This window comes from Bradyrhizobium sp. Ash2021, from assembly GCF_031202265.1.
GTDB lineage: Bacteria > Pseudomonadota > Alphaproteobacteria > Rhizobiales > Xanthobacteraceae > Bradyrhizobium.
This window is the reverse complement of sequence record NZ_CP100604.1, coordinates 8,062,017-8,086,426: the sequence shown is the minus strand read 5'-3', so window position 1 is coordinate 8,086,426 and position 24,410 is coordinate 8,062,017. Positions and strand designations below refer to the sequence as shown.

Here is a 24,410-nt window from a genome sequence, read left to right as displayed (position 1 = left end):
GCCGGACCTCAGCGAGGCCTCACGCCGTTCAGGAACAGTTTGACGGCGGCCTCTCTCCGTTGTTCCTGAAACTTTGGGCGGGTGACGATGCCGTGGTGTTTGTCGTTCCCCAGCACCAGGCTCAGGAACAGGTCGGCCGCAATTGCGGGATCGTCAACCTTGATCTGGCCGCGGTCGGCGAACTGCTGAAGCAGGATTGCGACGGCCCGAACCCCGCGCAGCCAACCCTCTTCATGCGCGAGCTTTGCAAGTTCCGGAAACTGGACGGCCTGCGCTGCCAGGGTTCGGCGCAACATGACCACCTCGGGAATCCGGGAGTGGGCCAGCAGGTGCCGGCTAAGATCGTGCAACGTCGTCTCGACGCTCCTGGGGTTGACCTTGGCGGCCTCGGCCGCCGCCGACAGCGGAGCCAGCCAGCGCTGGATCGTGGCTCGCAGCACGGCCGTGAACAGATCGCGCTTGTCGTGATAACGCGCGTAGACGGTCGGCTTGCTGATGCCGGCGGTTTCCGCGACCGCATCGATCGAGGTGCAATCATAACCTCGCTCCATGAACAGCTTGGTTGCGACGTCGAGCAGGCGCGCGTCACGCCGCAGGGCCTCCTCCCGGGTGGGACGGCCGCCGCTCGCCCGCCGCGCCGGCGGCGGCGCCACCATCGTTGCTTCCTTTGCCATCCAAAGCCCCTTGTCAGCCGGCCGAAGTCGGATTATGTAAACGATACAGTTTAGTTTTATCAGAATCGAATATCAATGCTGTTCGTAACATGAGTCCAAAGCGCCGAATACCCGCGCACCTGGCGGAACCGGCGACAACGGGAGGATATCGTCAGACCATGTCGCTGAACCATGCCTGAAACGGCTTTCCACCCCTTAACCGTTAGCGTCGGCGAACAACCCCCGTCCCCAAGAGCGGTCGCCGCGCGAGAGCCGCCGAGCAGCCCCCTCGGCGGCTCTTCAAGGAGGGGCAGGACGGCCCTGTGCCGGAGCGCCAATCCGAGCGCTCATTCTCGCTACGCTTTCCCCGGCAGAGATGGAGCGATCTTTCCCTGGCGATGCGATCGTGCATAATCGAAGGATCGTTTGAACCCCGCGCGAGTCTCTCATGTCCCTTCAAGCCTATCTCGCCTTCGTTGCCGCCTGCATCGCGCTGGCGCTGATACCGGGGCCGGTCGTCACGCTGGTGATCGCCAACGGCCTGCGCCACGGCACCCGCGCCGCGCTGACCAACATTCTGGGCGTCCAGGCCGGATTGACCATCGTGATCGGCATCGTCGCGATCGGGCTGACCTCGCTGATGGCGACGATGGGCTACTGGTTCGACTGGGTGCGTTTTGCCGGCGCCGCCTATCTGGTCTGGCTCGGCTACAAGCTGATCCGCTTCCCGGTCGAAGGCGTCAGCGCCGACGAGCCACCGCCGCCGCCGCGCGGCGGGTTCTTCCTGCAGGGCTTTCTGGTGCTGCTCTCAAATCCCAAGGTGCTGGTGTTCTTCGGCGCCTTCATTCCGCAGTTCATGGACATGAGCCAGGATCACATCTCGCAGGTGGCGCTGCTCGGCTTCACCTTCATGATTACCGGGGCGATCACCGATTCGATCTACGCATTGCTGGCCGGCCGGGCCCGAAAATTCTTTTCGGCGCGGCGGACCCGGCTGGTGTCGCGGATCTCCGGCGGTTTTATGATCGGCGGCGGCGGCGTCTGGCTGGCGCTGACCCGGGCGCGATAATCCTTGCCCGGCAACCCCGCGCATTGAACCATTCGCCGCCTCGGTCCGTCTGAGCAGAGGGGGCGGATTTCGCCGTCCGCTCTGCTCCGGGGGAATCCGTGCCTGATCTGCCGTGGTATGTCTACGCGATGCTGCTCGCGCCGCTCGCGCTCGTGCTGTTTGCCGCAGCCTACAAGACGCTGCAGGTGCGCGCCGCGCGGGAATGGCCGCAGACGCCGGGCAAGGTGGTGATCTCCGATTCCGAGGTCCGGGAAATCCGGGTGCTCGACGATTCCCGGGAAGACAATTACCGGCTCGAGCAGCGCAACTTCGCCAACATCGTTTACCAATATGCCGTCGCCGGCAAGCAGCTGCGCAACAACCGCGTCAGCATCGGCGAAGACCGCGGCAATTTCGAAGTCGCCGAGACCATCGCCAAATACCCGGTCGGCACGGCTGTCACCGTGTTCTACAACCCGCTGCATCCCAACGAGGCCGTGCTGGAGCGCGACCTGCCGAAGGGCCTGTGGGGCTGCCTCGGGATCGGGACGGCGGTCGTGCTCGCCATCGTGTTCGGCGGCGTGTTTGGGCTCAATCGATTGACCGGGTTCGTCTCCACCCGGCTGGTAAATCCCAAATTTTCGCCGATGGTCGTCGTATTCGGCGCCTTCGGGCTCGTCATCGCGCTGTTTGCACTCGCGATGCGGCGGCAGTCGCAACTCGCAAAGCATTGGCCGGTCGTGCCGGGGACCATCAAGATGTCCGACGTCCAGCAATACCGCAACGCGCCGACGCAAAACGGCGTGCGTGGAGAAGTCATGTATCAGCGGCAGGCGTCCTTTGCCTACAGCTACAACAATGTTGCCTACACCTGCATCGAGGGCAGCCTTGCCACCGGCGCCAATTCGACCTCGGGTTGGCTGATGCGCAAATTCACCACGGCCTATCAGGACGGCGCCGGCGTCAACGTCTATGTCAATCCGGCCAACCCTTCCGAAGCGACGCTCAATCCGCGCGGCGGTGTGATCTTGATATGGATCCTGGGGCTCCTCGCGCTGGCATTCTGGGGACTGGCCTGGTTCGTCGCGACGCGAGGTTAGGGCGGTGGCCTCATGGTTCGAGACGCGCGGCCTTGCCGCGCTCCTCACCATGAGGGTTTAACACCTCATCATGAGGAGCACGCGTCAGCGTGCGTCTCGAAGGATGAAGCCACGGAACTTGATAATACGCTAAATCAGCCGCTCCGCGCGCAGCATCGGTTCGATCTCGGCAAAAATCCGCGCCAGCCGGTCGGCCCAGGATTTCTCGCCGGCCGCATCGGAAATCAGGTCCTGGCGAATTTCGATTCCGGTGTTCATCAGCCCGCGCATCTCACCGTGCACCGGGATCGTGTAATCGGTCTCGTCGCTGACGGCATAGGGCTCGTTGTCGCCGACCACGAGATCGGCCTCCGCGCGCAACAGTTTTAATAGTCGCGGTGGCAAACGAGTATCGCGATGATAGAGCGTGCCGATATGCCATGGCCGCGCGATCCCGGCATAGACGGGCGTAAAGCTGTGCAACGACACCAGCACCGTCGGCAGGCCCGCTTGCTCGCGCTGATCGATGATCTCCTCGATGCGCTGGTGATAGGGATCGAAAATTTGCATGCGCCGCGCCTCCGCTGCCGCGCGCGCGAGACCATCGTTGCCGGGAATCATGGTGGCTTCGCTGATCAGCGGGATCGAGCCTGCGGCATGCGGCGGGCGGTTGCAGTCGATCACCAGCCGCGAGTAGCGCTGCGCGATCAGATGGGCGCCGAGTTGCCGCGCCAGCGCCTCGGCGACGCCGGCGATGCCGATGTCCCAGGCGATATGGCGCGTCAGTTCGCGCTCGGTGAGGCCGAGATCGCCAAGTTGCTTCGGAATCAGCCGGCCGTAATGGTCACAAGTGAGCAGAAACGGCGAACGCCCCGCCGCATTATGTTCATGAATCGGGGGAACATCTTCGTGATCCAGAAGTAGTGTTGTGTCGCTGGCGTTGTCCAAGAGCCTTTTCCTCAACTTTGCCTATCGAATCGGCATACCGACCTTAAAAATGAGCAGGGCTCGGTATAGATTAGCCGGCCCAAATTCACGATGATTGTTTGACGATGCCGCTCCTGACGATTCATCACAAGACCGTATATCGCTACGCCCACCCGGTGGCGTTTGGCGAACACCGCATCATGCTGCGCCCGCGTGACGGCCATGATCTGCGCGTGCTGTCCGGCAGCCTCGAGATCGAGCCGCAGCCGATGTCGCTGCGCTGGATCCATGACGTGTTCGGCAACAGCGTGGCGATCGCGACCTTCGACGAGCGCGCCGAAACGCTGTCGTTCACCTCGATGGCGACGGTCGAGCACAATCCGGCGGAGGAATTCGCGCTGACCGCGGACGATCCCGCCTATTTCTATCCGTTCCTCTACGACGACGAGGAATTTCCCGACCTGCAGCAGTTCATCTCGCCGCAATATGGCGATCCGAACGGTGAGCTGTCGTTCTGGGCGCGCGGGTTTCTCGACGCCGACGGGCCGACGCCGACCTTCAATATCCTGAGCGGCATGACCCACGGCATCCGCGAGGCCTTCACCTATCGCAAGCGCCACGAGCAGGGCACCCAGCATCCGCTCGACACGCTGCAGACGGGATCGGGCACCTGCCGCGACTATGCGCTGTTCATGATCGAGGCGCTGCGGCGGCTCGGCATCGCCGCGCGCTTCGTGTCGGGATATCTGGCCATGCCGGGCGATCGCGCCCACGGCTATGTCGGCGGCGGTTCGACGCATGCGTGGGTGCAGGTCTATCTGCCGAGCGCCGGCTGGATCGAGTTCGATCCGACCAACGGCATCGTCGGCACCCGCGATCTGATCCGCGTCGCGGTGGCGCGCGATCCGCGGCAGGCGATCCCGCTGCACGGTGCCTATCTCGGCTCGGCCGACGCCTTCGTCGGCATGGAGGTCTCTATCAACGTCGTCTCGGTCGGCGAGGCGGAGAAGGTATAGCCATGGAGATCAAGGTCGGCTTCGAGATCGCTTACGCGGCCGCGCAGCCGACGCCGATGGTGATCATGCTCGGCATTCATCCATCGCGCTTTGCCGATATCGTCGGCACCGAGCGCATTGTCGCCGAGCCCGACGTGCCGATCGGATTCTACCGCGACAGCTTTGGCAATGTCTGCGGCCGTCTGGTGGCGCCGGCCGGCGGCGTCACCTTTCACGGCCACGCGGTGGTGCGCGATTCCGGTTTGCCCGATGCGGTGATGCCGACCGCGCAGCAGGTGCCGATCGATCAATTGCCGGACGAACTGCTGCTCTATCTGATGCCGAGCCGCTATTGCGAGACCGACAAGCTCACCGATATCGCCTGGTCGCTGTTCGCAGCCACGCCGCCTGGCTGGGCGCGGGTCCAGGCCATCGTCGACTTCGTCCACAACCACGTCACCTTCGGCTACGAGCACGCGCATTTCATGAAATCGGCGCATGATGTCTACGAGCAGCGCGCCGGCGTGTGCCGCGATTTCGCGCACTTGGCACTGACCTTCTGCCGCTGCATGAACATCCCGGCGCGCTATTGCACCGGCTATCTCGGCGATATCGGCGTGCCCAGGGATCCCGCGCCGATGGATTTTTCCGGCTGGTTCCAGGTCTATCTGTCCGGCCAGTGGTACACGTTCGACGCCCGCCACAATCAGCCGCGCATCGGCCGCATCCTGATGGCCACCGGCCGCGACGCCGCCGACGTCGCGCTGACCACGAGCTTTGGCCGGATGGACCTGGTGAAATTCGTCGTCGTCACCGACGAGGTCGTGCCGGCGTGATGGTTGACGCCGTCCGTCATTCCGGGATGGTGCGCAAGCACCAGACCCGGAATCTCGAGATTCTCAGATGCGCAATTGCGCATCGCAGTTCGATGCTTCGCATCGCCCCGGAATGACAGGAACTCCCATGATTTCAGATCGTCTGTTCGTGTACGGCACGCTGATGCGCGGCTTCGACCATCCGATGGCCAAGCTGTTGTCGCGCAGCGCCGATTTTCTCGGCGCCGCGCAGTGCCGCGGCCGGCTCTATCTCATCAAGCATTATCCGGGGCTGGTGTTGTCGGACGATCCCACCGAAATCGTGTTCGGCGAAGTGTACCGCCTGCGCGATCGCGACGCCTTGCTCGGCGAGTTCGACATGTATGAGGCCTGCGGCGCCGGTTTTCCGGAGCCGACCGAATATATCCGCGCGATGCTGCCGCTGACGCTGGACGACGGCAGCACGGGCGAGGCGTGGACCTACATCTACAACTGGCCGGTCAGCGGCCTGCCGCGCATCGCCTCGGGGAAATTTCTGGAGGGGTAGGTCTCACCCCTCCTGCACCACGCGCACATCGACCTCGCGCTCGACGTAGGTCCATTCCTCGGTGGCGCGCAGCATCCGGACCAGTTCCTCGAAGTCGGCGGCGTGCTCGGGCGCGTATTCGAACCAGGTGAGGAAATCGAAGGGCTCGCCGAGGTCGCGGCAGTGGAACAGCTGGCGCGCGATCGCGGGCAGATATTTCAGGCAGGCTGAGATGTGGTGCGACTTGTCCTCGAAGATGCGCCGCCGCTCGTCCTGGGTCAGCTCCCACCACGCAGCCGATTTCCGGATCGGGATCAGCGCCGCGTGCGTGGCCTCGGGGCGTCCGAGCCCGGCCTGGACGGCGGCAAGCTGTTCCTGCTCGGCGCGCTCGGTATAGCGCAGATGGCTGACTGTGCCGGCCAGCCGCCACGCGGTCGTCGAGGGGAGGATCGGCAGCGCAATGGCCTCGGATTGAACCACCGACAGCGCCGGCACGCGCGGCAGCGCCTCGCCCTTCACCCGCGAAATCGAGGTGATGCGCCAAGCCCCGCTCTGGCTGCCCCGGAAGGTCGTGAACATGGGTGCCATCGAAGCGTGGAACCGGGCGGGGATCAAGGGGGATGATCTCTCTTTACCTCGCCCCGCTTGCGGGGAGAGGTCGGCGCGTAGCGCCGGGTGAGGGGGATTCTCCGCGCACTCAGCCCGCTGAGGCAGCCCCTCACCCGTATTTCTCGCTCCGCTCGAAATCCGGCCTCTCCCCGCAAGCGGGGAGAGGCGAAGAAGGAGCCCTGTGAATAGCTGGGAGAAGGCCGATAATCTTCGTATTTCCCCCCGCCCGCCCTATATCCATCATCGGTTGGCACCGGCCCCGACTCAGGCACAGACCTACCCCATGCGCTTTACGCCCCAATTCCTCGATGAACTGCGCGCCCGGCTTCCGGTCTCCGAAGTCGTGGGCAAGCGCGTGAAGCTGAAGAAGGCGGGACGGGAGTGGAAGGGGCTGTCGCCGTTTCAACAGGAAAAGTCGCCTTCGTTCACCGTCAACGACCAGAAGGGGTTTTACCACGACTTCTCCTCCGGCAAGCACGGCGACATCATCTCGTTTTTGATGGAGACCGAGGGCGTCGGTTTTGCGGAGGCCGTCGAACGGCTGGCCGCGATGGCGGGCATGGCGCTGCCGGCCGCGACCCCGGACGCCGCGCGCCACGAGCAGCGCCGCAAGACGCTGTACGACGTGATGGATCTCGCCGCCAAATTCTTCGCCGATACGCTGGCCTCGCGCCATGGCGCCAAGGCGCGCGGCTATCTCGCCGACCGCGCGATCTCGCCGGCCACCCAGTTGCAGTTCCGCATCGGCTATGCGCCGCCCGACCGCTTTGCGCTGAAGGAGCATCTCGGCGCCCAGGGCATTCCCGTCGAGGATATGGTGGAGGCGGGCCTATTGGTTGCGGGCGACGACATCCCGGTGCCCTACGACAAGTTTCGCGACCGCGTGATGTTTCCGATCACGGACCTGCGCAATCGCGTCATCGCGTTCGGCGGCCGCGCGCTGGAAAAGGATGTCGCCGCCAAATACATGAATTCGCCGGAAACCCCGCTGTTTCACAAGGGCGACAATCTCTACAACCTCTCGGCCGCGCGGCAGGCCACGCATAATGGCGCAGCCCTGATCGTGGTCGAAGGCTATGTCGACGTCATCGCGATGGTGACGACGGGCTTTGCCGCCACTGTCGCGCCGCTCGGAACGGCCTTGACCGAAAACCAGCTCGCGCTTTTGTGGAAGATGGCGGACGAGCCGATCCTGTGTTTCGACGGCGACAAGGCCGGACAGAAAGCGGCCTGGCGCGCCGCCGATCTGGCGCTGCCGCATCTCAAGCCCGGAAAAAGTTTGCGCTTTGCGCTGCTGCCCGAAGGCCAGGACCCGGATGATCTTGCGCGCTCCGGCGGACGGGCGGCGATCGAGGAAGTGATTGGCGCGGCGCGCGGGCTCGCCGACATGATCTGGTCGCGCGAGATCGAGGGCGGCACGTTTGCGACGCCCGAACGCCGCGCGGCGCTGGAAGCGCGGATCGGCGAACTCTCTAACGGCATCCGCGACGAAGTGGTGCGGCGCTATTATCGCCAGGATCTGGCGCAGCGCCTGCAGCGCACCTTTGCGCCGGAAGGCGGCCGCGGCGGCTACGCCAGAGGCAATTTCGGCAAGCGCCCGGGCGGCGAATCAGGCGGCCGGTTTGGCTCCCGTGCCCCCTTCACGCCCGGCGCGGCGGGCCGATTCGGCGGCGGCCGCGGGCAGGCCAACGCCGGCAGCCAGACCATCAACCGCGGCCCCTATCAGGCGGCCAGCGCCCAGCTTGCGGCGAGCCCGATCATGCGCGGCCAGCGCAGTGCGCTGTCCCGCCGCGAAGCGCTGATTTTGCAGTCCCTGATCAACCACCCCTGGCTGCTGCACGACCATCTCGAAGAGGTGGCGGCGCTGGAACTGGCCCATCCGGAGGCCAACAAGCTCCGCGCCGCCATTATCGCGGCCTTCGCCAGCGAACACCACCATTCGCCCGAGCCCGAGGAGCAGGCCGAGAAAATGCGGGCCGATCTTGAGGCGCGGGGATTTTCTCAAATACTTCAAAGGGTTGGGGCTGCGATCACGACCTCGGCGGTGTGGGGCGTGCAGCCGGGGGCAGCAAGGGAAGATGTTCTTTCCACTTGGCAGCAGCTCGTTACCTTGCATCAGAAAACCCACGCCTTACTTAGGGAAAAGAAGGATGCCGAGCTGGCCTTGGGCGAGGAGCCCAGCGATGCCAATTTGGCGTGGCTGGTGGACGTGAGCGCCCGGCTGGTGTCTCTGGACGGCACCGAGGCCCTGATCGAGGGTTTTGGCGAGCTTTCGGGCCGGTTCCGGCGCAGCGTTTGATGAAAAAATGATGCGGACGGCTGCGGCCGGGGCCGTTAAAAGACTCGCCAAACCCATGGTTTGGCTGCAAAAACAGGGTTAAGCGAAACTTAATAGCCGCACCGTTATTGGTGCAGACACCGGCGAGACGGGGGTTCGGGGGTGGCGACAGTCTGCGCCGCCCTTTCCGCGTCGAAAGAGCGTGATCCGGAAAAGTGAAAACCGGTTTTCCGGAAGGATCACGCTCAAACAAAGAATAGAGCGAGATGACGTTTCGAAGAAACGTCGTCGCGCTCGGTGACATTAGTGATTCAATGCGAGATGCGGCCGCATCTCGCATGAGCGCGTTTCGGGAGCTTGATGAATGGCCACCAAGGCAAAGACGCTGCAGGTTAAAGACAAGGAAAAAGACGACAAGGCAGCGGACACGCCTGAGAAGGATTCTCCGGACGCGCCGTCGCCGTTGCTCGATCTGTCGGACGCCGCCGTCAAGAAGATGATCAAGCAGGCCAAGAAGCGCGGCTTCGTGACCTTCGATCAGCTCAACGAAGTGCTGCCCTCCGACACCACCTCGCCCGAACAGATCGAAGACATCATGTCGATGCTCTCCGACATGGGCATCAACGTGTCGGAAGCCGAAGAGGCCGACTCCGAGGACGAGAAGGAAGAGGCCGACGACGAGACCGACAACGAACTGGTCGAAGTCACGCAGAAGGCCGTCACCGAGGTCAAGAAATCCGAGCCCGGCGAGCGCACCGACGATCCCGTCCGCATGTATCTGCGCGAGATGGGCACCGTTGAATTGCTCTCTCGCGAAGGCGAAATCGCAATTGCCAAACGCATCGAGGCCGGCCGCGAGGCGATGATCGCGGGCCTCTGCGAAAGCCCGCTGACCTTCCAGGCCATCATCATCTGGCGCGACGAATTGAACGAAGGAAAGATCTTCCTTCGCGACATCATCGATCTCGAAGCCACTTACGCCGGCCCCGACGCCAAGAACAACATGAACCCGGCGCTGCTGGCAGCACCGCTCGGCCCCGACGGCCAGCCGCTGGCTGCCGCCAACGGCAATGGCGTGGCAGCGCCTTCGCATGTGGCGCCGCCCGCCGCCCCGCCGGCGCCCACTCCGTTCCGCGCCGCGCCCGCGGCTGCGCCCGGTGGCGATACGGAAGAAAAGGATCCGGCCGAGGCCGCCGCCGAAGGCGACATGGACGACGACGAGTTCGAAAACCAGATGTCGCTCGCCGCCATCGAGGCCGAGCTGAAGCCGAAGGTGGTCGAGACCTTCGACAAGATCGCCTCCGAGTACAAGAAGCTGCGGCGCCTGCAGGAACAGGACATCGCCAACCAGCTGCAGAGCGAGACGCTGTCGCCCTCGCAGGAGCGCAAATACAAGAAGCTGAAGGACGAAATCATCGTCGAGGTGAAGTCGCTGCGGCTGAACCAGGCCCGTATCGATTCGCTGGTCGAGCAGCTCTACGACATCAACAAGAAGCTGGTCTCGTTTGAGGGCCGCCTGCTGCGCCTCGGCGACAGCCACGGCGTCGCGCGCGAGGACTTTTTGCGCAACTATCAGGGCTCGGAGCTCGATCCGCGCTGGCTCAACCGGGTCTCGAAACTCTCGGCAAAAGGCTGGAAGAATTTCGTCCATCACGAAAAGGACCGCATCAAGGAGCTGCGCCACGAGATCCAGTCGCTGGCAGCCTTGACCGGGCTCGAGATCGGCGAATTCCGCAAGATCGTGCACGGCGTGCAGAAGGGCGAGCGCGAGGCGCGCCAGGCCAAGAAGGAAATGGTCGAGGCCAATCTGCGTCTCGTGATCTCGATCGCCAAGAAATACACCAACCGCGGCCTGCAGTTCCTCGACCTGATTCAGGAAGGCAACATCGGGTTGATGAAGGCGGTCGACAAATTCGAATACCGCCGCGGCTACAAGTTCTCGACCTATGCGACGTGGTGGATCCGGCAGGCGATCACCCGCTCGATCGCCGACCAGGCGCGCACCATCCGCATTCCCGTGCACATGATCGAGACCATCAACAAGATCGTGCGCACCTCGCGCCAGATGCTCAACGAGATCGGCCGCGAGCCGACCCCGGAAGAGCTCGCCGAAAAGCTCGGCATGCCCTTGGAGAAAGTTCGAAAAGTTCTCAAGATCGCCAAAGAGCCGCTGTCGCTGGAAACCCCGGTGGGCGACGAGGAAGACTCGCATCTCGGCGATTTCATCGAGGACAAGAACGCGATCCTCCCGATCGACGCCGCGATCCAGAGCAATCTCCGCGAAACCACGACGCGGGTGCTGGCCTCGCTGACCCCCCGCGAAGAACGCGTGCTCCGCATGCGCTTCGGCATCGGCATGAACACCGACCACACGCTGGAAGAGGTCGGGCAGCAGTTCTCGGTAACCAGAGAGCGTATTCGCCAGATCGAAGCGAAGGCGCTGAGGAAGCTGAAGCATCCGTCGAGGAGCAGGAAGCTCAGGTCGTTCCTGGACAACTGACCGGCGAGCGCCATGGCCAAATCGCGGCATCTCACAATCAACATGGCGGCCCTGGTGGCCGCCATTTTCATGTGTGCCGCGCTCAACCCCGCGACGGCGCAGCCCGACAAGCGGAGTGGGGTCGGTCCCTGTCGTCAGGGCGAGCTATCGCTCATCGCGAAGCTCGACAGCGGCGAGGACAACACGGCCGATTATCGCGAGGTCTATGAGGCCGTCGTGCAGACCTGTGAGCCGGTGGCGGCGGCGACGGCGCCCTCGCAGCCGCACGCTAGCCAGGCAGAATGCCGCAAACTCGCCGTTGCGGTGCTCGATACCATCGAGGGACGGCAAAATGAACACCAGGGGTTTTGTCCAGGCCCGCACGCACTTCGCGCAATCCTGCGCGCCCCGTTGAGGGCGTAGCATCATGACCGGGCATCGCCTTGTTGTCTGGTACAACACGCGCTGCCCTGTTTGCGACGCCGGGATCGACTGGCAACGCAACAAGCTGCTCGCCGCGGTCATTCCAATAAGCCTAGCGAAAATGAATTTCCCTAAGTCCAATCGCTCCCAAGTCTAATTATTCAAAGAACTCAAACCTACGGTTAGTCCAGACTGACGTATCAAACACCCGTAGAGGGCTTGAACGTAATGCCTCTAAAAATGCCTCACTTCCTACAGTGTAGTCTTCTCCCAAATCTCCCGCTATATGTCTAAGTTGCGTAGTGGCATAGGAGAAGGCCTCATCTGGCGGCGCGTCTGATGCGGTCAAAAATACCGTGCTAAATATCTGGAGACGAGCGACGGAATCTTGATTTTCTCTATCGGGCGATAGATCGCGTAAAAACGCTGCAATCGGAATATCACCTCGTAAAAATATTCTATATTGAGAAATTACGCCAGAGTACTCATCGATTCCGCTGAATGGTGTCTTTGGATAAGCGAGCCATAACTGTCGCGCGGTCTTATTAGAAGCGGGACTGCCAGTTCGTCGGTCTGCCAAGCCTCTTATATGGTGGTCCAGATAATCTGTGACCCTAACATCGCGCCGTTCGGAATTCGGTGCACGCCTCATGAGTTCCTGAACTCTTATCCAGTGTTCAGAGGTGCGTTCACCCCACCTAATGTCGACCCGTCGCAGACTCTCGTTCGCCTTGATTTCGTGTGGCTCAAATTCCAGTTCGACTGAATCGCGGAGCATCGAGCTGATGTCTAGGTTGTACAAGACAGTGTTGCTTGGTAGCTCCTGTGCCGAGTCGTTCAATGCCTTCACGAGATCCGATACAGTTGAGTTTGACTTGGTTTCCCTGACAAGTTGCTCAGCCGATCGAACTAGTTGGCAATCAACTGTCCAAAAAACCTCTTCCTTCGCTAATTCGTTGAAGTTGACATTCGTCCGCCTCCCGTTCTTCTCCACAATGTAGATTGGTAGACCTTTCATGCGATCCCGCAATTCATTCGGCAATACGGCGTCCCCGCCTGCGCCGGAACGAAAACCAAAAGGCACTAGCGTAATCGCGTTGTTGGCTGCCCACGTCAAAGAATAGTTTTCGACTTGAGTGAGACGCTTAATCTCATCTTTGACATGGTCAACGTAAAGCTCATAAAGCGTTGAGTACAAGGCATCACGCTCGGGCGTAGACTCTAGTTGAGCTGCACCCGGTTCCGAGGACACCGAGTTAGGTGTTTTATGGAGCAGGAGGTGTGTCATGGAGAGACGGCAGTTTACGCGAGAGTTCAAGCTTGAGGCTGTACGCCTGATCAAGGAGCGCGGCGTGTCGTATGCGCAGGCGTCAGCAGACCTTGGCGTTCATCCAACGCAGTTGCGCAATTGGGTGAAGCAGCTGGCGGACGATCCGCAGCATGCATTCCCCGGCCAGGGCCAGATGAAGCCGGAGCAGTTGGAGATCGCGCAGCTCAAGCGCGAGGTCGCCAAGCTGAGAGCCGAACGGGACATCCTAAAAAAAGCCGCGGCCTACTTCGCGAAGGAATCAACATGAAGTTCGCCTTCATCGCGAAGCACCGGGGGATCTGGCCGGCGGAATGGTTGTGCGGGGCGCTCGGTGTCTCGCGGGGTGGGTTCTATGCCTGGCTGACACGGCCGCGCAGCCAACGCAGCCGGAGCGATGAGGAGTTGGGCGCGAAGGTTCGCGCCAGTTTCCTCGCCAGCGATCGAACCTATGGCGCGAGGCGAGTGTGGCACGACATGTTGGCGGAAGGCGGGTTGTGTGGACTGCATCGGATCGAGCGTTTGATGCGGCTACAGGCTCTCAAAGCCCGTCCACGACGGCGGCGACTGCCGCCCGATCTGGGTGAGCGGCAGGTCGCCGCCGTCGCTCCCAACGTGCTCGACCGCAGCTTCGATGCGTCCGCTCCCAACCGCAAATGGATCGCTGACTTCACGTACGTGTGGACAGCGGAGGGTTGGCTCTATGTTGCCGCTGTCGTCGATCTCTTCTCCCGCCGTGTGGTTGGTTGGTCGATGAACGCAGCGATGACGGCCCAGCTCGTCACTGACGCCCTGGTGATGGCGATCTGGCGACGGGGCAAACCGGACGCGCTCTTGCATCATTCCGATCGCGGCAGCCAATACACCAGCGAACAGTTCCAGCGGCTGATGGCCGATCACGGCGTCGTCTGCTCGATGAGCCGGTCAGGCAACGTCTGGGATAACGCGGCGATGGAGAGCTTCTTCTCGTCATTGAAGACCGAGCGGACTACGCGCAGAGTGTACCGAACGAGGGATGACGCCAAGGCTGACGTCTTCGATTATATTGAGCGCTTCTACAATCCGAAACGCCGGCACTCGACGATCGGATATTTGAGCCCTATGGAGTTCGAGCAGCAGGCTGGATTAGCTTAAGCAGGTGTCAACAGAACCGGGTGCAGCTCAGTGCCCGCCTCTCAGCGTAAGATGCGAGGGTTAGATCTGTCATCGTTAACCTCTAAAGAGAAAACGCGTAGCGTAAATGATTAGTCCTACACGCGATTAGGTGGGCTCTAAATGAAGCCGTATCGCAATACGCGGGCAATGTAGAGTATATTCTCCTGTTATCCTCAATCATCGGGTGAGTGTCAAAATTCGAACTAGGGGAGTCGTGTCATGGTGCGGCGCGAAAGGAGGTGCTTTGATATGGGCGCAAGGCTCAATGTAGGCATCGTCAGTGCTTCCTTGCTGTTTTCTGCCCTCACCTTCGCCACGCTCTCCTTCGCCTCCCGCCGCCGCGGCGACTGCTGAGCGATGAACGAAGTCACAAAAATCAAATGGCTCGGCGACTATCGCTTGCACGCAACGTTCAGCGATGGGGTAATGGGCGAGCACGACTTTTCCGCGCTGGTTGCGCAGGCTGGACCCATGGTTCAGCCGCTGCGTGACCCTGCGTATTTCGCGCGCGTGTTTCTGGACGATCCATTGCCGGACGTCGGCAGGCGCGGTGCGGATCTGGTCCGTGGTCAGGGTAATTCCGATCATGAAGGCTCTCCTTTTGACCTGCCCTGCTAAGCAAAGCCGCCGCGGAGAATTTGATGCGGATCAATGGTCGGGCGCCGCCACCAGGAAGGCGCAAAAGCTGCGTTTTTGACGCGCCGCTTTCGGTCGTGGCATGGTGGATGCCGTGGGAAGAACTTTTAAGGATTTCAGTATGCTCGGACGTTGCCTGGCCGTCATTGTCGCTGTCTTGTTTGCCGCTACCCCCGCATTCGCCGCCCGCTGTGGCGGCGATTTCAACAGCTTCGTCCAAAACATCTCGGCGGAGGCGGGGTCCGCCGGCATCTCGCAAGGCGTGATCTCTCAGGCGCTCGGCGGCGTGCAGCAGGACATGGGCGTGCTCGCCTTCGACCGGCGCCAGCGCGGCACCTTCAACAAGACTTTTGAGCAATATGTCTCGACCCGCGTCGGCGCCGGGCGGATCAATGGCGGGCGGGCGATGCTGCAGCGGCATGCTGCGCTGCTGTCGAGCATCGAGCAAAAGTTCGGGGTGCCGCGGCAGATCCTGGTGGCGATCTGGGGGCTGGAGACCGATTTCGGCAAGGGCGACATGGGCAAGCTTCCGGTGTTTCGCGTGCTCGCGACCATGGCGCATGATTGCCGCCGCACCGAACTGTTCCAGACCGAGCTGCTCTCGGCGCTGAAGATCCTGCAGCGCGGCGATCTGCGTTTGAACGACATGATCGGCGCCTATGCCGGCGAGATCGGCCAGACGCAATTTCTGCCGTCGTCCTACATCAAATACGGCGTCGATTTCGACGGCGACGGCCGCGTCGACCTCCGCCACAGCGTGCCCGACGTGCTCGCCTCGACCGCGAACCTCCTGCACACCAGCGGCTTCAAACTGGGCGCGCCGTACGGCGAGGGGAGTGCGAATTTCGAAGCGATGCGCGAGTGGAACAGGGCCACGATCTATCGCAAGACGATCGCGTATTTTGCGGATCAGCTGGTGGGGCGGTGATTTAGACTCTGTCATTCCGGGGCGATGCGCAGCATCGAACCCGGAATCTCGAGATTCCGGGTCTGGTGCTAACGCACCATCCCGGAATGACGGAGCCTGAATTCCAGCACTTCCGTCATTGCGAGGAGCGCAGCGACGAAGCAATCCATTCTTTCTTTCTGCGGCTCGATGGATTGCTTCGCGGAGCCTGTCATCGGGCGCGCATTCGCGCGACCCGGTGGCTCGCGAAGACGAGCGCGCGGTTACTTCCCCGCCTGCGCCGTCATCTTCTCGATCCGCCGCTGCAGCACCGCCCAGTAAGTCCCCGGCCGGAACCGTTGCAGCAGATCCATGAATCGCGCGTCGTTGCCGATCAGAATCCGCGGCGCGTTCTTCTCGATGCCTTCGATGATGCGCAAGGCGGCGGCGGTCGGCGTGGTCCTGGCGATGGCATCGAAGCGGTCGATCGATTGCGCGCGGCGGGCGTTGTCGGTGACGCCAACGCCGGTGCGCGAGTTGCGGGCGATGTTGGTGCCGACGCCGCCGGGATGCACGACGGAGAGCCGCACCGGGCTGGTCGCCATCGCAAGCTCATGCCGCAGGCTTTCGGAAAATCCGCGCACCGCGAATTTTGCCGCGCAATAGGCCGACTGGCCGGGCGGGGCGATGATGCCGAAGATCGAGGACAAATTGACGATGTGCGCCGCGGGCTGTTGGGCCAGATGCGGCAGGAAGGCGCGGGTCGCATGCACCACGCCCCAGAAATTGATGTTGAACAGCCAGTCCATCTGGGCCTGGTCGATCTCGTTGAACTGGCCGAGCAGGGCGACGCCGGCATTGTTGATGACGATGTTCAGGCCTGCGTGGGCGGCGATGGCGGCGGCGGCAAAATCCTGGATCTGGCCGGGCTCGCCGACATCGACGCGATGCACGCTGACCTTGCACCTGGAGGTTTTGACGATCTCGGCCGCCACCGCCTGCAGCCCGGCTTCGTCGCGATCGGCGAGCGCCAGATCGGCGCCACGCGCGGCGAGTTCGAGCGCAAGCGCCCGGCCGATGCCGCTGGCGGCGCCGGTCACGGCGGCCGCACTTCCGGAAATCGCAGTCATGGAAATGGGCTCCAAAAGGGGAAGGTCTTAGTCCGCAACCCTTGTACGGCAGGCCGGCTTTGGCAACTGGGCCCGGCGGGACGCGCGTCGCTTCCGCGGCCAGGCCGGCCGTGATATGGCAGCCCGAAATTCACGGGGGATATCGCCGATGACGCTCTCGTTCCTGCTGACCTCGCTGATCGTGGTCGTGTCCCCCGGCACCGGCGTGCTGTACACGCTGGCGGTGGCGCTGACGTCGGGCGCGCGGGCCAGCGTCGCCGCCGCCTTCGGCTGCACGCTCGGGATCGTCCCGCATATGCTGGCGGCGATGCTGGGGCTGGCCGCGGTGCTGCACACCAGTGCGGTTGCTTTTGCGGCGCTGAAATGGTGCGGCGTGGTCTATCTGCTCTATATGGCCTGGCAGGCGCTGCGCGAAACCGGGGCGCTCGCGATCGAGGCGCGGCCTGAGGAGGCGCGTTCGAGCCGGCGCGTGGTGGTCACCGGCTTCCTGATCAACATCCTCAATCCAAAACTGTCGATCTTCTTTCTCGCCTTCCTGCCGCAATTCATCGCGGTCGATGAGGCCCACCCGCTGGGACGGATGCTGGAATTGAGCGCGGCCTTCATGGCGATGACGTTGGCGGTATTCGTGGTCCACGGCATGTTCGCAGCCGGCGTGCGCGACCGCGTCATCACGCGGCCCAGGGTAATGGCCTGGCTGCGCCGCAGTTTTGCATTGGGCTTTGCCGCGCTCGGGGCGAAGCTGGCGTTTGCGGAAAGGTAGGAGGGTGACTACTTCCGTCATTGCGAGGAGCGAAGCGACGAAGCAATCCATACTTCCTTTGCCGCCCCATGGACCCAGAATCAAAAAGGCGGGCCTTGAGCCCGCCGTTTTCGAAAGATCATGCCTGGCGTTGGATGCCCGGGCGGAGCTGAGCGCCCCACCCGGGCCTGAAGTCACTTCTTCGACTTCTTGGCCTTCTTCGCCTTCTTCGCCTTTTTCGCCTTCTTCGCTTTCTTAGCCATAGTATCCTCTCAAGGGTTTAATGGATTGAAACGCGACACCGAGGCATGCTTGGCGGAGGGCTAGCCTCGCAACATCCTCGATCACAATCCCAACAGATTCGCGGCGCGCTGCCGCGTGCTGTCACGCCGCGGTCACGATGTTATCCACAGTTGTTATGCATTTTGACGTGATTTTCTCCGAAAATGCAGCTGCGCGACGCCATCGGCGTCGCCGCGTCACGGTTAACGCGGCCCCAACGCGCTGCGCTCTTCATCAATTTAAAACCACGGTGGAGATTGCGAAGGCCACGGTCAGAGTCCGTTAAGCGGCATGGCTGCAACTTGTCGGCAAGACAACAGGGATTGTCGTGGGGGGAGACGCCTTGAGGCGCGAAAGCTCTGGGCGGGCGGATAACAGGGGAGACGCGGCCATGTGCGTTGCGGGTTTGCGATGCTGAGCGTTCCGACGCTGTGGACGGTGTTCGTCATCAATTTTCTGGCGCTGGGCCTGATCTGGGCCTACGTCATGCGCAGCTATCCGTCGTTCGATGCGGCCCGGTTCTGGACCGGGTCGGCGTTCGTCGCGGCGGTCGGCGCGGCGATGGCGATGCTGCGCGTCGTGATGACGGAGTCGCTGCTGCCGCTGCTCGCCGCCGGCACCGCTCTGGTCTTTGCCGCCTGCCTCGCCGCGATGGGCATCAAGAAGTTCTTCGGCCGGCCGGTGACGTGGCGCGCCACCTTGCTGATCACGGGACTGACCTTTGCGGGCCTCGCCTTCTTCATCTTCGGCAACGACAGCGTGAGGATGCGGGTTTCGATCTATTCGATCGCCCAGTCGCTGCCGCTCCTGCTGACCCTGAGGCTGCTGCTGACGCCGCATGAGGGCCGCATCAATCCGGGCGCCCGGCTGGCCGGTACCGTCTCCATTCTCATCATCTCGTTCTATGCCCTGCGGCTGATCGCTTGCGTCGTCAGTGGCGGCGGCGAATTCTCCTTCCTGCAGTTCGACCAGCTGCAGTCGGTCATGATCCTGGTGCTGGTGTTCCTGTCGATGGCGCTGAATTTCGGCTTCCTGCTGATGGCGATGGACCGGCTGCGCAACGAAGTCGCTGATCTTGCGCTGCTCGACGACCTCACCGGCGTCGCCAACCGGCGGCATCTGGTGCAGCGGCTGACCGAGGAATGCGCCCGATCGGAGCGCAGCGGCCAGCCGTTCGCGCTGCTGGTGATCGATCTCGACGGATTCAAGAGCATCAACGACACCCACGGCCATGCCGCCGGCGACTTTTGCCTGCAGCATTTCACCCTGATGGCGCAGACCCGCCTGCGGCCGGGCGACCTCCTGGCGCGCACCGGCGGCGACGAATTCTGCATCGTACTGCCCTCCTCGACGCTGCGCGAGGGCGCGATGATCGCGCGCCGCGTGCTGGAAGTCTGCCGCCTGGACGCCGAGCAATGCGTAGGCTCCGATATTCCGATCGCGGTCTCGATCGGCGTCGCGCAATGGAGCCGGGAGATCGGCCCATTCCCGGACCGCCTGATCGCCGCCGCCGACCACGCGCTTTACGACGCCAAGAAGAGCGGCCGGAATTGCTTTGCGGCCTACGACCCGGCGCCGCCGCTGGTGCCCGGGATCGAAATCCCGGCGCTGTCGGACGTGACGCTGCGCAGGCGTGCGTGAGCGTGCTATCCAGTAAATTCACTGGATGAGAGAGCGATGATCTTCCGTCTGATTGCAACGGCGCTGTTCGCCATCGCGCTGTTTACTTCGGCCTCCGCGCAGACGCCCGACCTCGCGACGATCGCGCGGTCGTCGGGTACGCCCGACATTCCCGGCCTGAAGATGGTTTGGCTGTCGCCCTGGGGCGACGTCGCAAAGGCCCACCCCTGGCGCAACATCATCGTGCACCAGACCGAGGGGCCGGTCGGTTCCGCGCGCGGGGGCGCCGAGGCGCAGTTCAGGATCCCGACCAGGCGCGGCGTCATGGTCTGGGTCGAAACCGACGGCACGGTCTATTGGGCGGTGGCGGATCATCTCGTCCCCACCCATACCGACGGCGCCGACCGCAACGACAACAAATATATCGACAACGGCAAGACCTATCACCAGGTGAACAAGGACACCTCGATCGGCGTGGAATTCGCGGGCAATTATCCCGATGTCACGCGCGGGCCGACCGACGCGCAGGTCGCGGCGTGGCGGATTTTGGTGAAGGTCCTGCGCGCGCGCTACGATATCCCGCTCGATCGCGTCTATGCCCATAACTGGATCGACTTCAAGGACGCCCGCTATTGCGAAGGCTGCGCGCTGGCAAAAATGGCGCGGGAGTGGGGAGAGTAGGGCCGCGCGCCGCTCAGATCGGGTGCGTCATCCAGCGAAAAATGCGGCTGATCAGTCCGGGCGGCCGCGGCACTTGCGGCTCCGGCCCGGCCTCGTCGGGCGCGACGCAGCGCGCGTAAAAATATTCCAGAAACCTCATGTCGTTCGGCTCGGTGACGGTGAATTTCTCGTCGCCGAAGAACACCGTGTACTCGTAGAAGAACGGCCCGATCAGCGGCACGGTGGCCGGTGTCGCGCGGTCCTTGGAGATCACGAATTCGGTCGGATCGAGCCCGTTCGCGGTCATGGCCTGCTCGAGCTGCGGCAGCCTGCGCATGAATTCGGCGGAAAAGCCGCCGATGGTTGATTGCAGGGTGATCGCCACGATGCGCCTCGTCTGCTGCCGCGCCGGCCGATGGACGGCGTTGGTCTCTCCCTGTCTTAGTCGATTGACCGGACCCGCGGGTTCAAGCAATCTCGGCGCGTGGCCGGGAGGGGCACAACTTGAAGGGTTTTGGATCATGGCCGAATTCACCGTCAATCCGCAGCGCTTCGATCCCTACAAGAATTTCAAATTCCGCGTGAAATGGGATGGCCAGTACGTCGCCGGCATCTCAAAAGTCAGCGCGCTCAGGCGGACCACCGAAGTGGTCGAGCATCGCGAGGGCGGCGATCCCTCGATGTGGCGCAAATCGCCCGGCATTACCCGGTTCGATCCGATCACGCTGGAGCGCGGCGTCACCCACGACCCGGCGTTCGAGCAATGGGCCAACAAGGTCTGGAGTTTTGGCGCAGCACCGGGGTCCGAAGTGTCGCTGAAGGACTTCCGCAAGGACATCACCATCGACATGTTCAACGAAGCCGGTCAGCTCGTGCTGTCCTACAAGGTGTTTCGCTGCTGGGTTTCCGAATATCAGGCGCTGCCCGATCTCGACGCCAACGCCAATGCGGTGGCGATCCAGCATATCAAGCTCGAGAACGAAGGCTGGGAGCGCGACACCGCGGTGGTGGAGCCGGCCGAGCCGAGCTTCGGGTAGTTGAATCTCGATCGTCGTCGCCCGGCAAAAGCGCGAAGCGCGTCTTCGCGATAGGTGTCCGGGCGATCCAGCGTTCCAGAGGCCGTAGCTGTTGCGCGTCGTCTCTCGACCGCCGCGGCGTACTGGGTCCCCCGCTTTCGCGGAGGACGACAGTCCTTGTGTCGAAGCCGAGCGCCCCCAAACAAAAAGCCGGCGTTGCCGCCGGCTTTCGTTACCTCTTGCCTTGACCGCGTGCTTAGAGCGCGGCTTCCAGTGCGGCCTGTTCCTGCCGGGCGATCGTGCCTTTGACGGCCGACTGCACCTTCTCGAAGGCGCGGACCTCGATCTGCCGCACGCGTTCGCGTGACACGCCGAATTCGGCGGCGAGATCTTCCAGCGTCATCGGCTCTTCCGCCAGACGGCGCGCTTCGAAGATGCGGCGTTCCCTGGGGTTGAGCACGCCGATGGCGCCGTTCAGCGCCTGACGGCGATGATCGAACTCTTCATGTTCGGCCATCATGGCTTCCTGGTTGGGCGAGTTATCGACCAGCCAGTCCTGCCATTCGCCGGCTTCGCCGTCGTCACGGATCGGCGCGTTGAGCGACGCATCGCCGCCGAGACGGCGGTTCATGTCGACCACGTCCTGAGCCGTCACGCCGAGGCGCTTGGCAATGATTGCCACCTGGTCGGGGCGAAGATCGCCTTCGTCCAGCGCGGAGATCTTGCTCTTCGCCTTGCGCAGGTTGAAGAACAGCTTCTTCTGGTTCGCGGTGGTGCCCATTTTCACGAGCGACCAGGAACGCAGGATGTACTCTTGTATCGACGCCTTGATCCACCACATGGCGTAGGTAGCGAGCCGAAAGCCCTTCTCGGGCTCGAACCGCTTGACCGCCTGCATCAGGCCGACATTGCCTTCCGAGACGACCTCGGAGATCGGCAAGCCGTAGCCGCGATAGCCCATGGCGATCTTGGCCACGAGCCGGAGATGGCTGGTGACAAGGTGATGTGCCGCGTCGCGATCGTCATGTTCGCGCCAGCGCTTGGCGAACATGTATTCCTGCTGGGGCTCCAGCATCGGAAATTTGCGGATCTCGGCGAGGTATCGGGAAAGTCCGGATTCTCCATTGAGAACCGGTAAGGTAGCTGTACGGGCCATTCTAGCGCCCTCCAGTGGTTCAGGCCCCCGATAGCGGCGGGCCCGGCAGACGGCCGCTTTGTCAAAGCCGGTCGGCCTGCGATGTTCCGCGTTGGATATTCAACGCAGGTGCAACATACACCAAAACGAGGCCGATAGGGAAGGATTGCTGACGTCACGTCCCCGTGTGGCTGCCATAACCTGTTGGCATAACAGCACTTTTCCAAAGGCCCTGCGTCATAGCGCCGCTTCGAGGGCGCTTTGCAGGAGAAGCAAATCCTCCGGCAAAGGCGCTTCCCAATGCAAAAGTTCCCCGGTCCGGGGATGTTCCAGGGCCAGGAGGTAAGCATGTAGGGCCTGCCGGCCGAGGGCGGTCAGGGCCGCCTGGGCCTTCTGCCCGAGGTGGCCGGCCTTGGTCTTGAAGTGCGAGCCGTAAACGGTGTCGCCCATCAGGGGATGGCCGAGATGGGACAGGTGCACGCGGATCTGATGGGTCCGTCCGGTCTCGAGCTGGCAGGCCAGCAGCGAGGCCACCGGCTTGCCGTCGCGCCCGGAAAACGCCTCGCGCAACTCCCAATGGGTGACCGCCTCGCGTCCGCTTTCGCGCACCGCCATCTTTTCGCGGGCATAGGGATGCCGGTCGATCGGCGCGTCCACGGTGCCGCGCTGGCGGGTCGGCACGCCCCAGACAAAGGCCATATAGCCGCGCTGCATCGGCCCGGTGCGGCCGTGATCGGCGAATTGCGCGGTCAGCGACGCATGCGCGCGGTCATTCTTGGCCACCACCATCAGTCCGGTGGTGTCCTTGTCGAGCCGGTGCACGATGCCCGGCCGCTTGACGCCGCCGATGCCGGAAAGGCTGGCGCCGCAATGGGCGATCAACGCATTCACCAGCGTGCCGGTCTCATGACCGGCGGCGGGATGCACCACCAGGCCTTTCGGCTTGTCGATGACGATGATGTCGTCGTCCTCGTAAGTAATGTCGAGCGGGATATCCTCGGCCCCCGGCTCGGGCGGGGTGGCTTCCGGAACGTCGATTGTGATCGTATCGCCTTTCGCGACATGATAAGCGGGGTCGCGGATGGGGGCACCCTTGGCGGCGACGGAACCGGCGAGGATCAGCGCCTTCAGCCGCGAGCGCGACAGTTCAGGGCGGAGCACCGCGAGCACGCGGTCGAGCCGGAGCGAGCCCTCGTCGCCACCGACCGTGACTTCCAGCCGTTGACCGCTATTCGACGAAAAGCCTTGTTCCAAAGCAGAGCCTTGTTCAAAAGAAGAATGTTGCATGACCGATACCGTTGCGCCCGAACCGACCCCCGAGCAGGCCGCGTTGTTCGCGCGGGTGCGGCGGATGATGCTGATCGCAGGCCTCACCTCGGCGCTGGCCGTGGCCGTCGTCCTGATCGCCGTTGGCTACCGCCTTTATCGCGGCGAGGGAAGCGCGACGGCCGCTTCCACCGACATGACCGCGGCCTTGCCGAAGGGCGCCCGCATCGTCTCCACCGGCGTCGCCGGCGACCGGCTGGCGGTGACGCTTGATATAGGCGGTGTGACCGAAATCCACACGTTTGACGCGAAGACGCTAAAACCCGCCGGAAAGCTCAAATTCGTCATCGAGCCCTGAGGTCTCCGTCACCTGACTCGCCGAAGTCCGCCTTCGGACGAAGGCGGTTGGCCGGGCATAGCCGTCCGAAGGACGGCGTCGCTTCCGCTCGCCTATGACCCGGCCATCCACGCCTTTCTTCATTTGGCAGCCAGGACGTGGATGCCCGGGTCGAGCCCGGGCATGACGAATAGAAGCTTCCGTCTTGCAGCCGGCGGAATTCGCAGCTATTCCCTGCCACACACGCTCCCTTCGTCTAGCGGTTAGGACGCGGCCCTCTCAAGGCTGAAACAGGGGTTCGATTCCCCTAGGGAGCGCCAGCGGCTCTAGAAGCGCTGAGATTTCAAAAACATCCCGCAAATCATGGCTTTGACTGCGCTCCGGTGGTAGCACTAGGTCGTAGCTTT

General features: G+C 62.9%; 24 protein-coding genes, 1 tRNA gene and 1 pseudogene. 17 read left to right on the top strand and 9 right to left on the bottom strand.

The window, feature by feature from the left end; genetic code table 11:
• Positions 1-8: 8 nt before the first annotated feature.
• Entirely contained in the window at positions 9-656 is a 648-nt protein-coding gene (locus tag NL528_RS38945) for a TetR/AcrR family transcriptional regulator (RefSeq protein WP_309179631.1), read from the bottom strand.
• Between the two features lie 445 nt (positions 657-1,101).
• Here NL528_RS38945 and NL528_RS38940 point away from each other — a divergent pair, with 445 nt between their 5' ends.
• Both NL528_RS38940 and NL528_RS38935 read left to right on the top strand, forming a co-directional pair.
• Positions 1,102-1,722 (top strand): LysE family translocator, encoded by a 621-nt coding sequence (locus NL528_RS38940; RefSeq protein WP_309179630.1) that lies wholly within the window; start codon positions 1,102-1,104, stop codon positions 1,720-1,722.
• A gap of 98 nt (positions 1,723-1,820) precedes the next feature.
• A complete protein-coding gene (locus tag NL528_RS38935; protein ID WP_309179629.1) occupies positions 1,821-2,801 on the top strand; it encodes a DUF3592 domain-containing protein in 981 nt (326 codons plus the stop codon).
• Positions 2,802-2,930: 129 nt separating this feature from the next.
• On the opposite strand, the gene NL528_RS38930 is transcribed toward NL528_RS38935, so the two are convergent.
• Positions 2,931-3,728: an N-formylglutamate amidohydrolase gene (locus NL528_RS38930; protein WP_309179628.1), complete on the bottom strand. Its 798-nt coding sequence runs from the start codon at positions 3,726-3,728 to the stop codon at positions 2,931-2,933.
• Positions 3,729-3,832: 104 nt separating this feature from the next.
• On the opposite strand from NL528_RS38930, the gene NL528_RS38925 reads away from it, so the two are divergent.
• The 3 genes from NL528_RS38925 to NL528_RS38915 all read left to right on the top strand — a co-directional run bounded on the left by NL528_RS38925 (position 3,833) and on the right by NL528_RS38915 (position 6,064).
• A complete protein-coding gene (locus NL528_RS38925) occupies positions 3,833-4,723 on the top strand; it encodes a transglutaminase family protein (protein ID WP_309185185.1) in 891 nt (296 codons plus the stop codon).
• A gap of 2 nt (positions 4,724-4,725) precedes the next feature.
• A complete protein-coding gene (locus NL528_RS38920; protein WP_309179627.1) occupies positions 4,726-5,538 on the top strand; it encodes a transglutaminase family protein in 813 nt (270 codons plus the stop codon).
• Positions 5,539-5,665: 127 nt separating this feature from the next.
• Entirely contained in the window at positions 5,666-6,064 is a 399-nt protein-coding gene (locus NL528_RS38915; RefSeq protein WP_309179626.1) for a gamma-glutamylcyclotransferase family protein, read from the top strand.
• Between the two features lie 3 nt (positions 6,065-6,067).
• Here the strand turns inward: NL528_RS38915 and NL528_RS38910 are convergent, their stop codons facing one another.
• The gene (locus NL528_RS38910) at positions 6,068-6,622 is read right to left on the bottom strand and encodes a chlorite dismutase family protein (RefSeq protein WP_309179625.1); all 555 of its coding nucleotides are present in this window, start codon (positions 6,620-6,622) and stop codon (positions 6,068-6,070) included.
• A 313-nt stretch (positions 6,623-6,935) separates the two neighbouring features.
• On the opposite strand from NL528_RS38910, the gene dnaG reads away from it, so the two are divergent.
• The 4 genes and pseudogenes from dnaG to NL528_RS38890 form a co-directional block, all read left to right on the top strand.
• Complete coding sequence (gene dnaG / locus NL528_RS38905) at positions 6,936-8,951, top strand: DNA primase (RefSeq protein WP_309179624.1); 2,016 nt, start codon at positions 6,936-6,938, stop codon at positions 8,949-8,951.
• A 343-nt stretch (positions 8,952-9,294) separates the two neighbouring features.
• Positions 9,295-11,430 (top strand): RNA polymerase sigma factor RpoD, encoded by a 2,136-nt coding sequence (gene rpoD, locus NL528_RS38900; protein WP_309179623.1) that lies wholly within the window; start codon positions 9,295-9,297, stop codon positions 11,428-11,430.
• 12 nt (positions 11,431-11,442) lie between these two features.
• Positions 11,443-11,832, top strand: a complete 390-nt coding sequence (locus NL528_RS38895) for a hypothetical protein (protein ID WP_309179622.1) — start codon at positions 11,443-11,445, stop codon at positions 11,830-11,832.
• A gap of 4 nt (positions 11,833-11,836) precedes the next feature.
• Positions 11,837-11,932: pseudogene (locus NL528_RS38890) on the top strand (thiol-disulfide oxidoreductase); the annotation flags it as partial.
• A 57-nt stretch (positions 11,933-11,989) separates the two neighbouring features.
• Here the strand turns inward: NL528_RS38890 and NL528_RS38885 are convergent.
• On the bottom strand, positions 11,990-13,030 hold the full coding sequence (locus tag NL528_RS38885; RefSeq protein ID WP_309179621.1) for a hypothetical protein: 1,041 nt from the start codon (positions 13,028-13,030) through the stop codon (positions 11,990-11,992).
• A gap of 88 nt (positions 13,031-13,118) precedes the next feature.
• Here NL528_RS38885 and NL528_RS38880 point away from each other — a divergent pair.
• Positions 13,119-14,272 (top strand): IS3 family transposase gene (locus tag NL528_RS38880; protein WP_309177055.1). Its coding sequence is split into 2 segments (ribosomal slippage): positions 13,119-13,377 and positions 13,377-14,272, totalling 1,155 coding nucleotides; the frame shifts between segments, so codons are not numbered across the junction.
• Positions 14,273-14,470: 198 nt separating this feature from the next.
• Here the strand turns inward: NL528_RS38880 and NL528_RS38875 are convergent.
• Positions 14,471-14,881 carry a hypothetical protein gene (locus NL528_RS38875; protein WP_309179620.1) on the bottom strand — a complete coding sequence of 137 codons (411 nt, stop codon included), beginning with the start codon at positions 14,879-14,881 and terminating at the stop codon, positions 14,471-14,473.
• 169 nt (positions 14,882-15,050) lie between these two features.
• Here NL528_RS38875 and NL528_RS38870 point away from each other — a divergent pair, with 169 nt between their 5' ends.
• On the top strand, positions 15,051-15,857 hold the full coding sequence (locus NL528_RS38870) for a lytic murein transglycosylase (RefSeq protein WP_309179619.1): 807 nt from the start codon (positions 15,051-15,053) through the stop codon (positions 15,855-15,857).
• Positions 15,858-16,099: 242 nt separating this feature from the next.
• Here the strand turns inward: NL528_RS38870 and NL528_RS38865 are convergent, their stop codons facing one another.
• Positions 16,100-16,945, bottom strand: coding sequence for an SDR family NAD(P)-dependent oxidoreductase (locus NL528_RS38865; RefSeq protein ID WP_309179618.1), 846 nt, complete (start codon positions 16,943-16,945; stop codon positions 16,100-16,102).
• Positions 16,946-17,093: 148 nt separating this feature from the next.
• Between NL528_RS38865 and NL528_RS38860 the strand changes: the two genes are divergently transcribed.
• The 3 genes from NL528_RS38860 to NL528_RS38850 all read left to right on the top strand — a co-directional run bounded on the left by NL528_RS38860 (position 17,094) and on the right by NL528_RS38850 (position 20,270).
• Positions 17,094-17,708: a LysE family translocator gene (locus NL528_RS38860; RefSeq protein WP_309179617.1), complete on the top strand. Its 615-nt coding sequence runs from the start codon at positions 17,094-17,096 to the stop codon at positions 17,706-17,708.
• Positions 17,709-18,380: 672 nt separating this feature from the next.
• On the top strand, positions 18,381-19,610 hold the full coding sequence (locus NL528_RS38855) for a GGDEF domain-containing protein (RefSeq protein ID WP_309179616.1): 1,230 nt from the start codon (positions 18,381-18,383) through the stop codon (positions 19,608-19,610).
• A gap of 36 nt (positions 19,611-19,646) precedes the next feature.
• Complete coding sequence (locus NL528_RS38850) at positions 19,647-20,270, top strand: peptidoglycan recognition family protein (RefSeq protein WP_309179615.1); 624 nt, start codon at positions 19,647-19,649, stop codon at positions 20,268-20,270.
• A gap of 13 nt (positions 20,271-20,283) precedes the next feature.
• On the opposite strand, the gene NL528_RS38845 is transcribed toward NL528_RS38850, so the two are convergent.
• Positions 20,284-20,634 (bottom strand): hypothetical protein, encoded by a 351-nt coding sequence (locus tag NL528_RS38845; protein WP_309179614.1) that lies wholly within the window; start codon positions 20,632-20,634, stop codon positions 20,284-20,286.
• 136 nt (positions 20,635-20,770) lie between these two features.
• On the opposite strand from NL528_RS38845, the gene NL528_RS38840 reads away from it, so the two are divergent.
• Positions 20,771-21,286 carry a phage tail protein gene (locus NL528_RS38840; protein ID WP_074273323.1) on the top strand — a complete coding sequence of 172 codons (516 nt, stop codon included), beginning with the start codon at positions 20,771-20,773 and terminating at the stop codon, positions 21,284-21,286.
• Between the two features lie 235 nt (positions 21,287-21,521).
• Here NL528_RS38840 and rpoH read toward each other — a convergent pair whose 3' ends face one another.
• Positions 21,522-22,421, bottom strand: a complete 900-nt coding sequence (gene rpoH / locus NL528_RS38835; RefSeq protein WP_309179613.1) for an RNA polymerase sigma factor RpoH — start codon at positions 22,419-22,421, stop codon at positions 21,522-21,524.
• Between the two features lie 216 nt (positions 22,422-22,637).
• Positions 22,638-23,687, bottom strand: coding sequence for an RluA family pseudouridine synthase (locus NL528_RS38830; protein WP_309179612.1), 1,050 nt, complete (start codon positions 23,685-23,687; stop codon positions 22,638-22,640).
• Between NL528_RS38830 and NL528_RS38825 the strand changes: the two genes are divergently transcribed.
• Both NL528_RS38825 and NL528_RS38820 read left to right on the top strand, forming a co-directional pair.
• Positions 23,686-24,024 (top strand): hypothetical protein, encoded by a 339-nt coding sequence (locus tag NL528_RS38825; RefSeq protein WP_309179611.1) that lies wholly within the window; start codon positions 23,686-23,688, stop codon positions 24,022-24,024. The two genes, NL528_RS38830 and NL528_RS38825, sit on opposite strands and share 2 nt — an antisense overlap.
• A 224-nt stretch (positions 24,025-24,248) precedes the next feature.
• Positions 24,249-24,323: transfer RNA gene (locus NL528_RS38820), tRNA-Glu, on the top strand.
• Positions 24,324-24,410 lie beyond the last annotated feature (87 nt).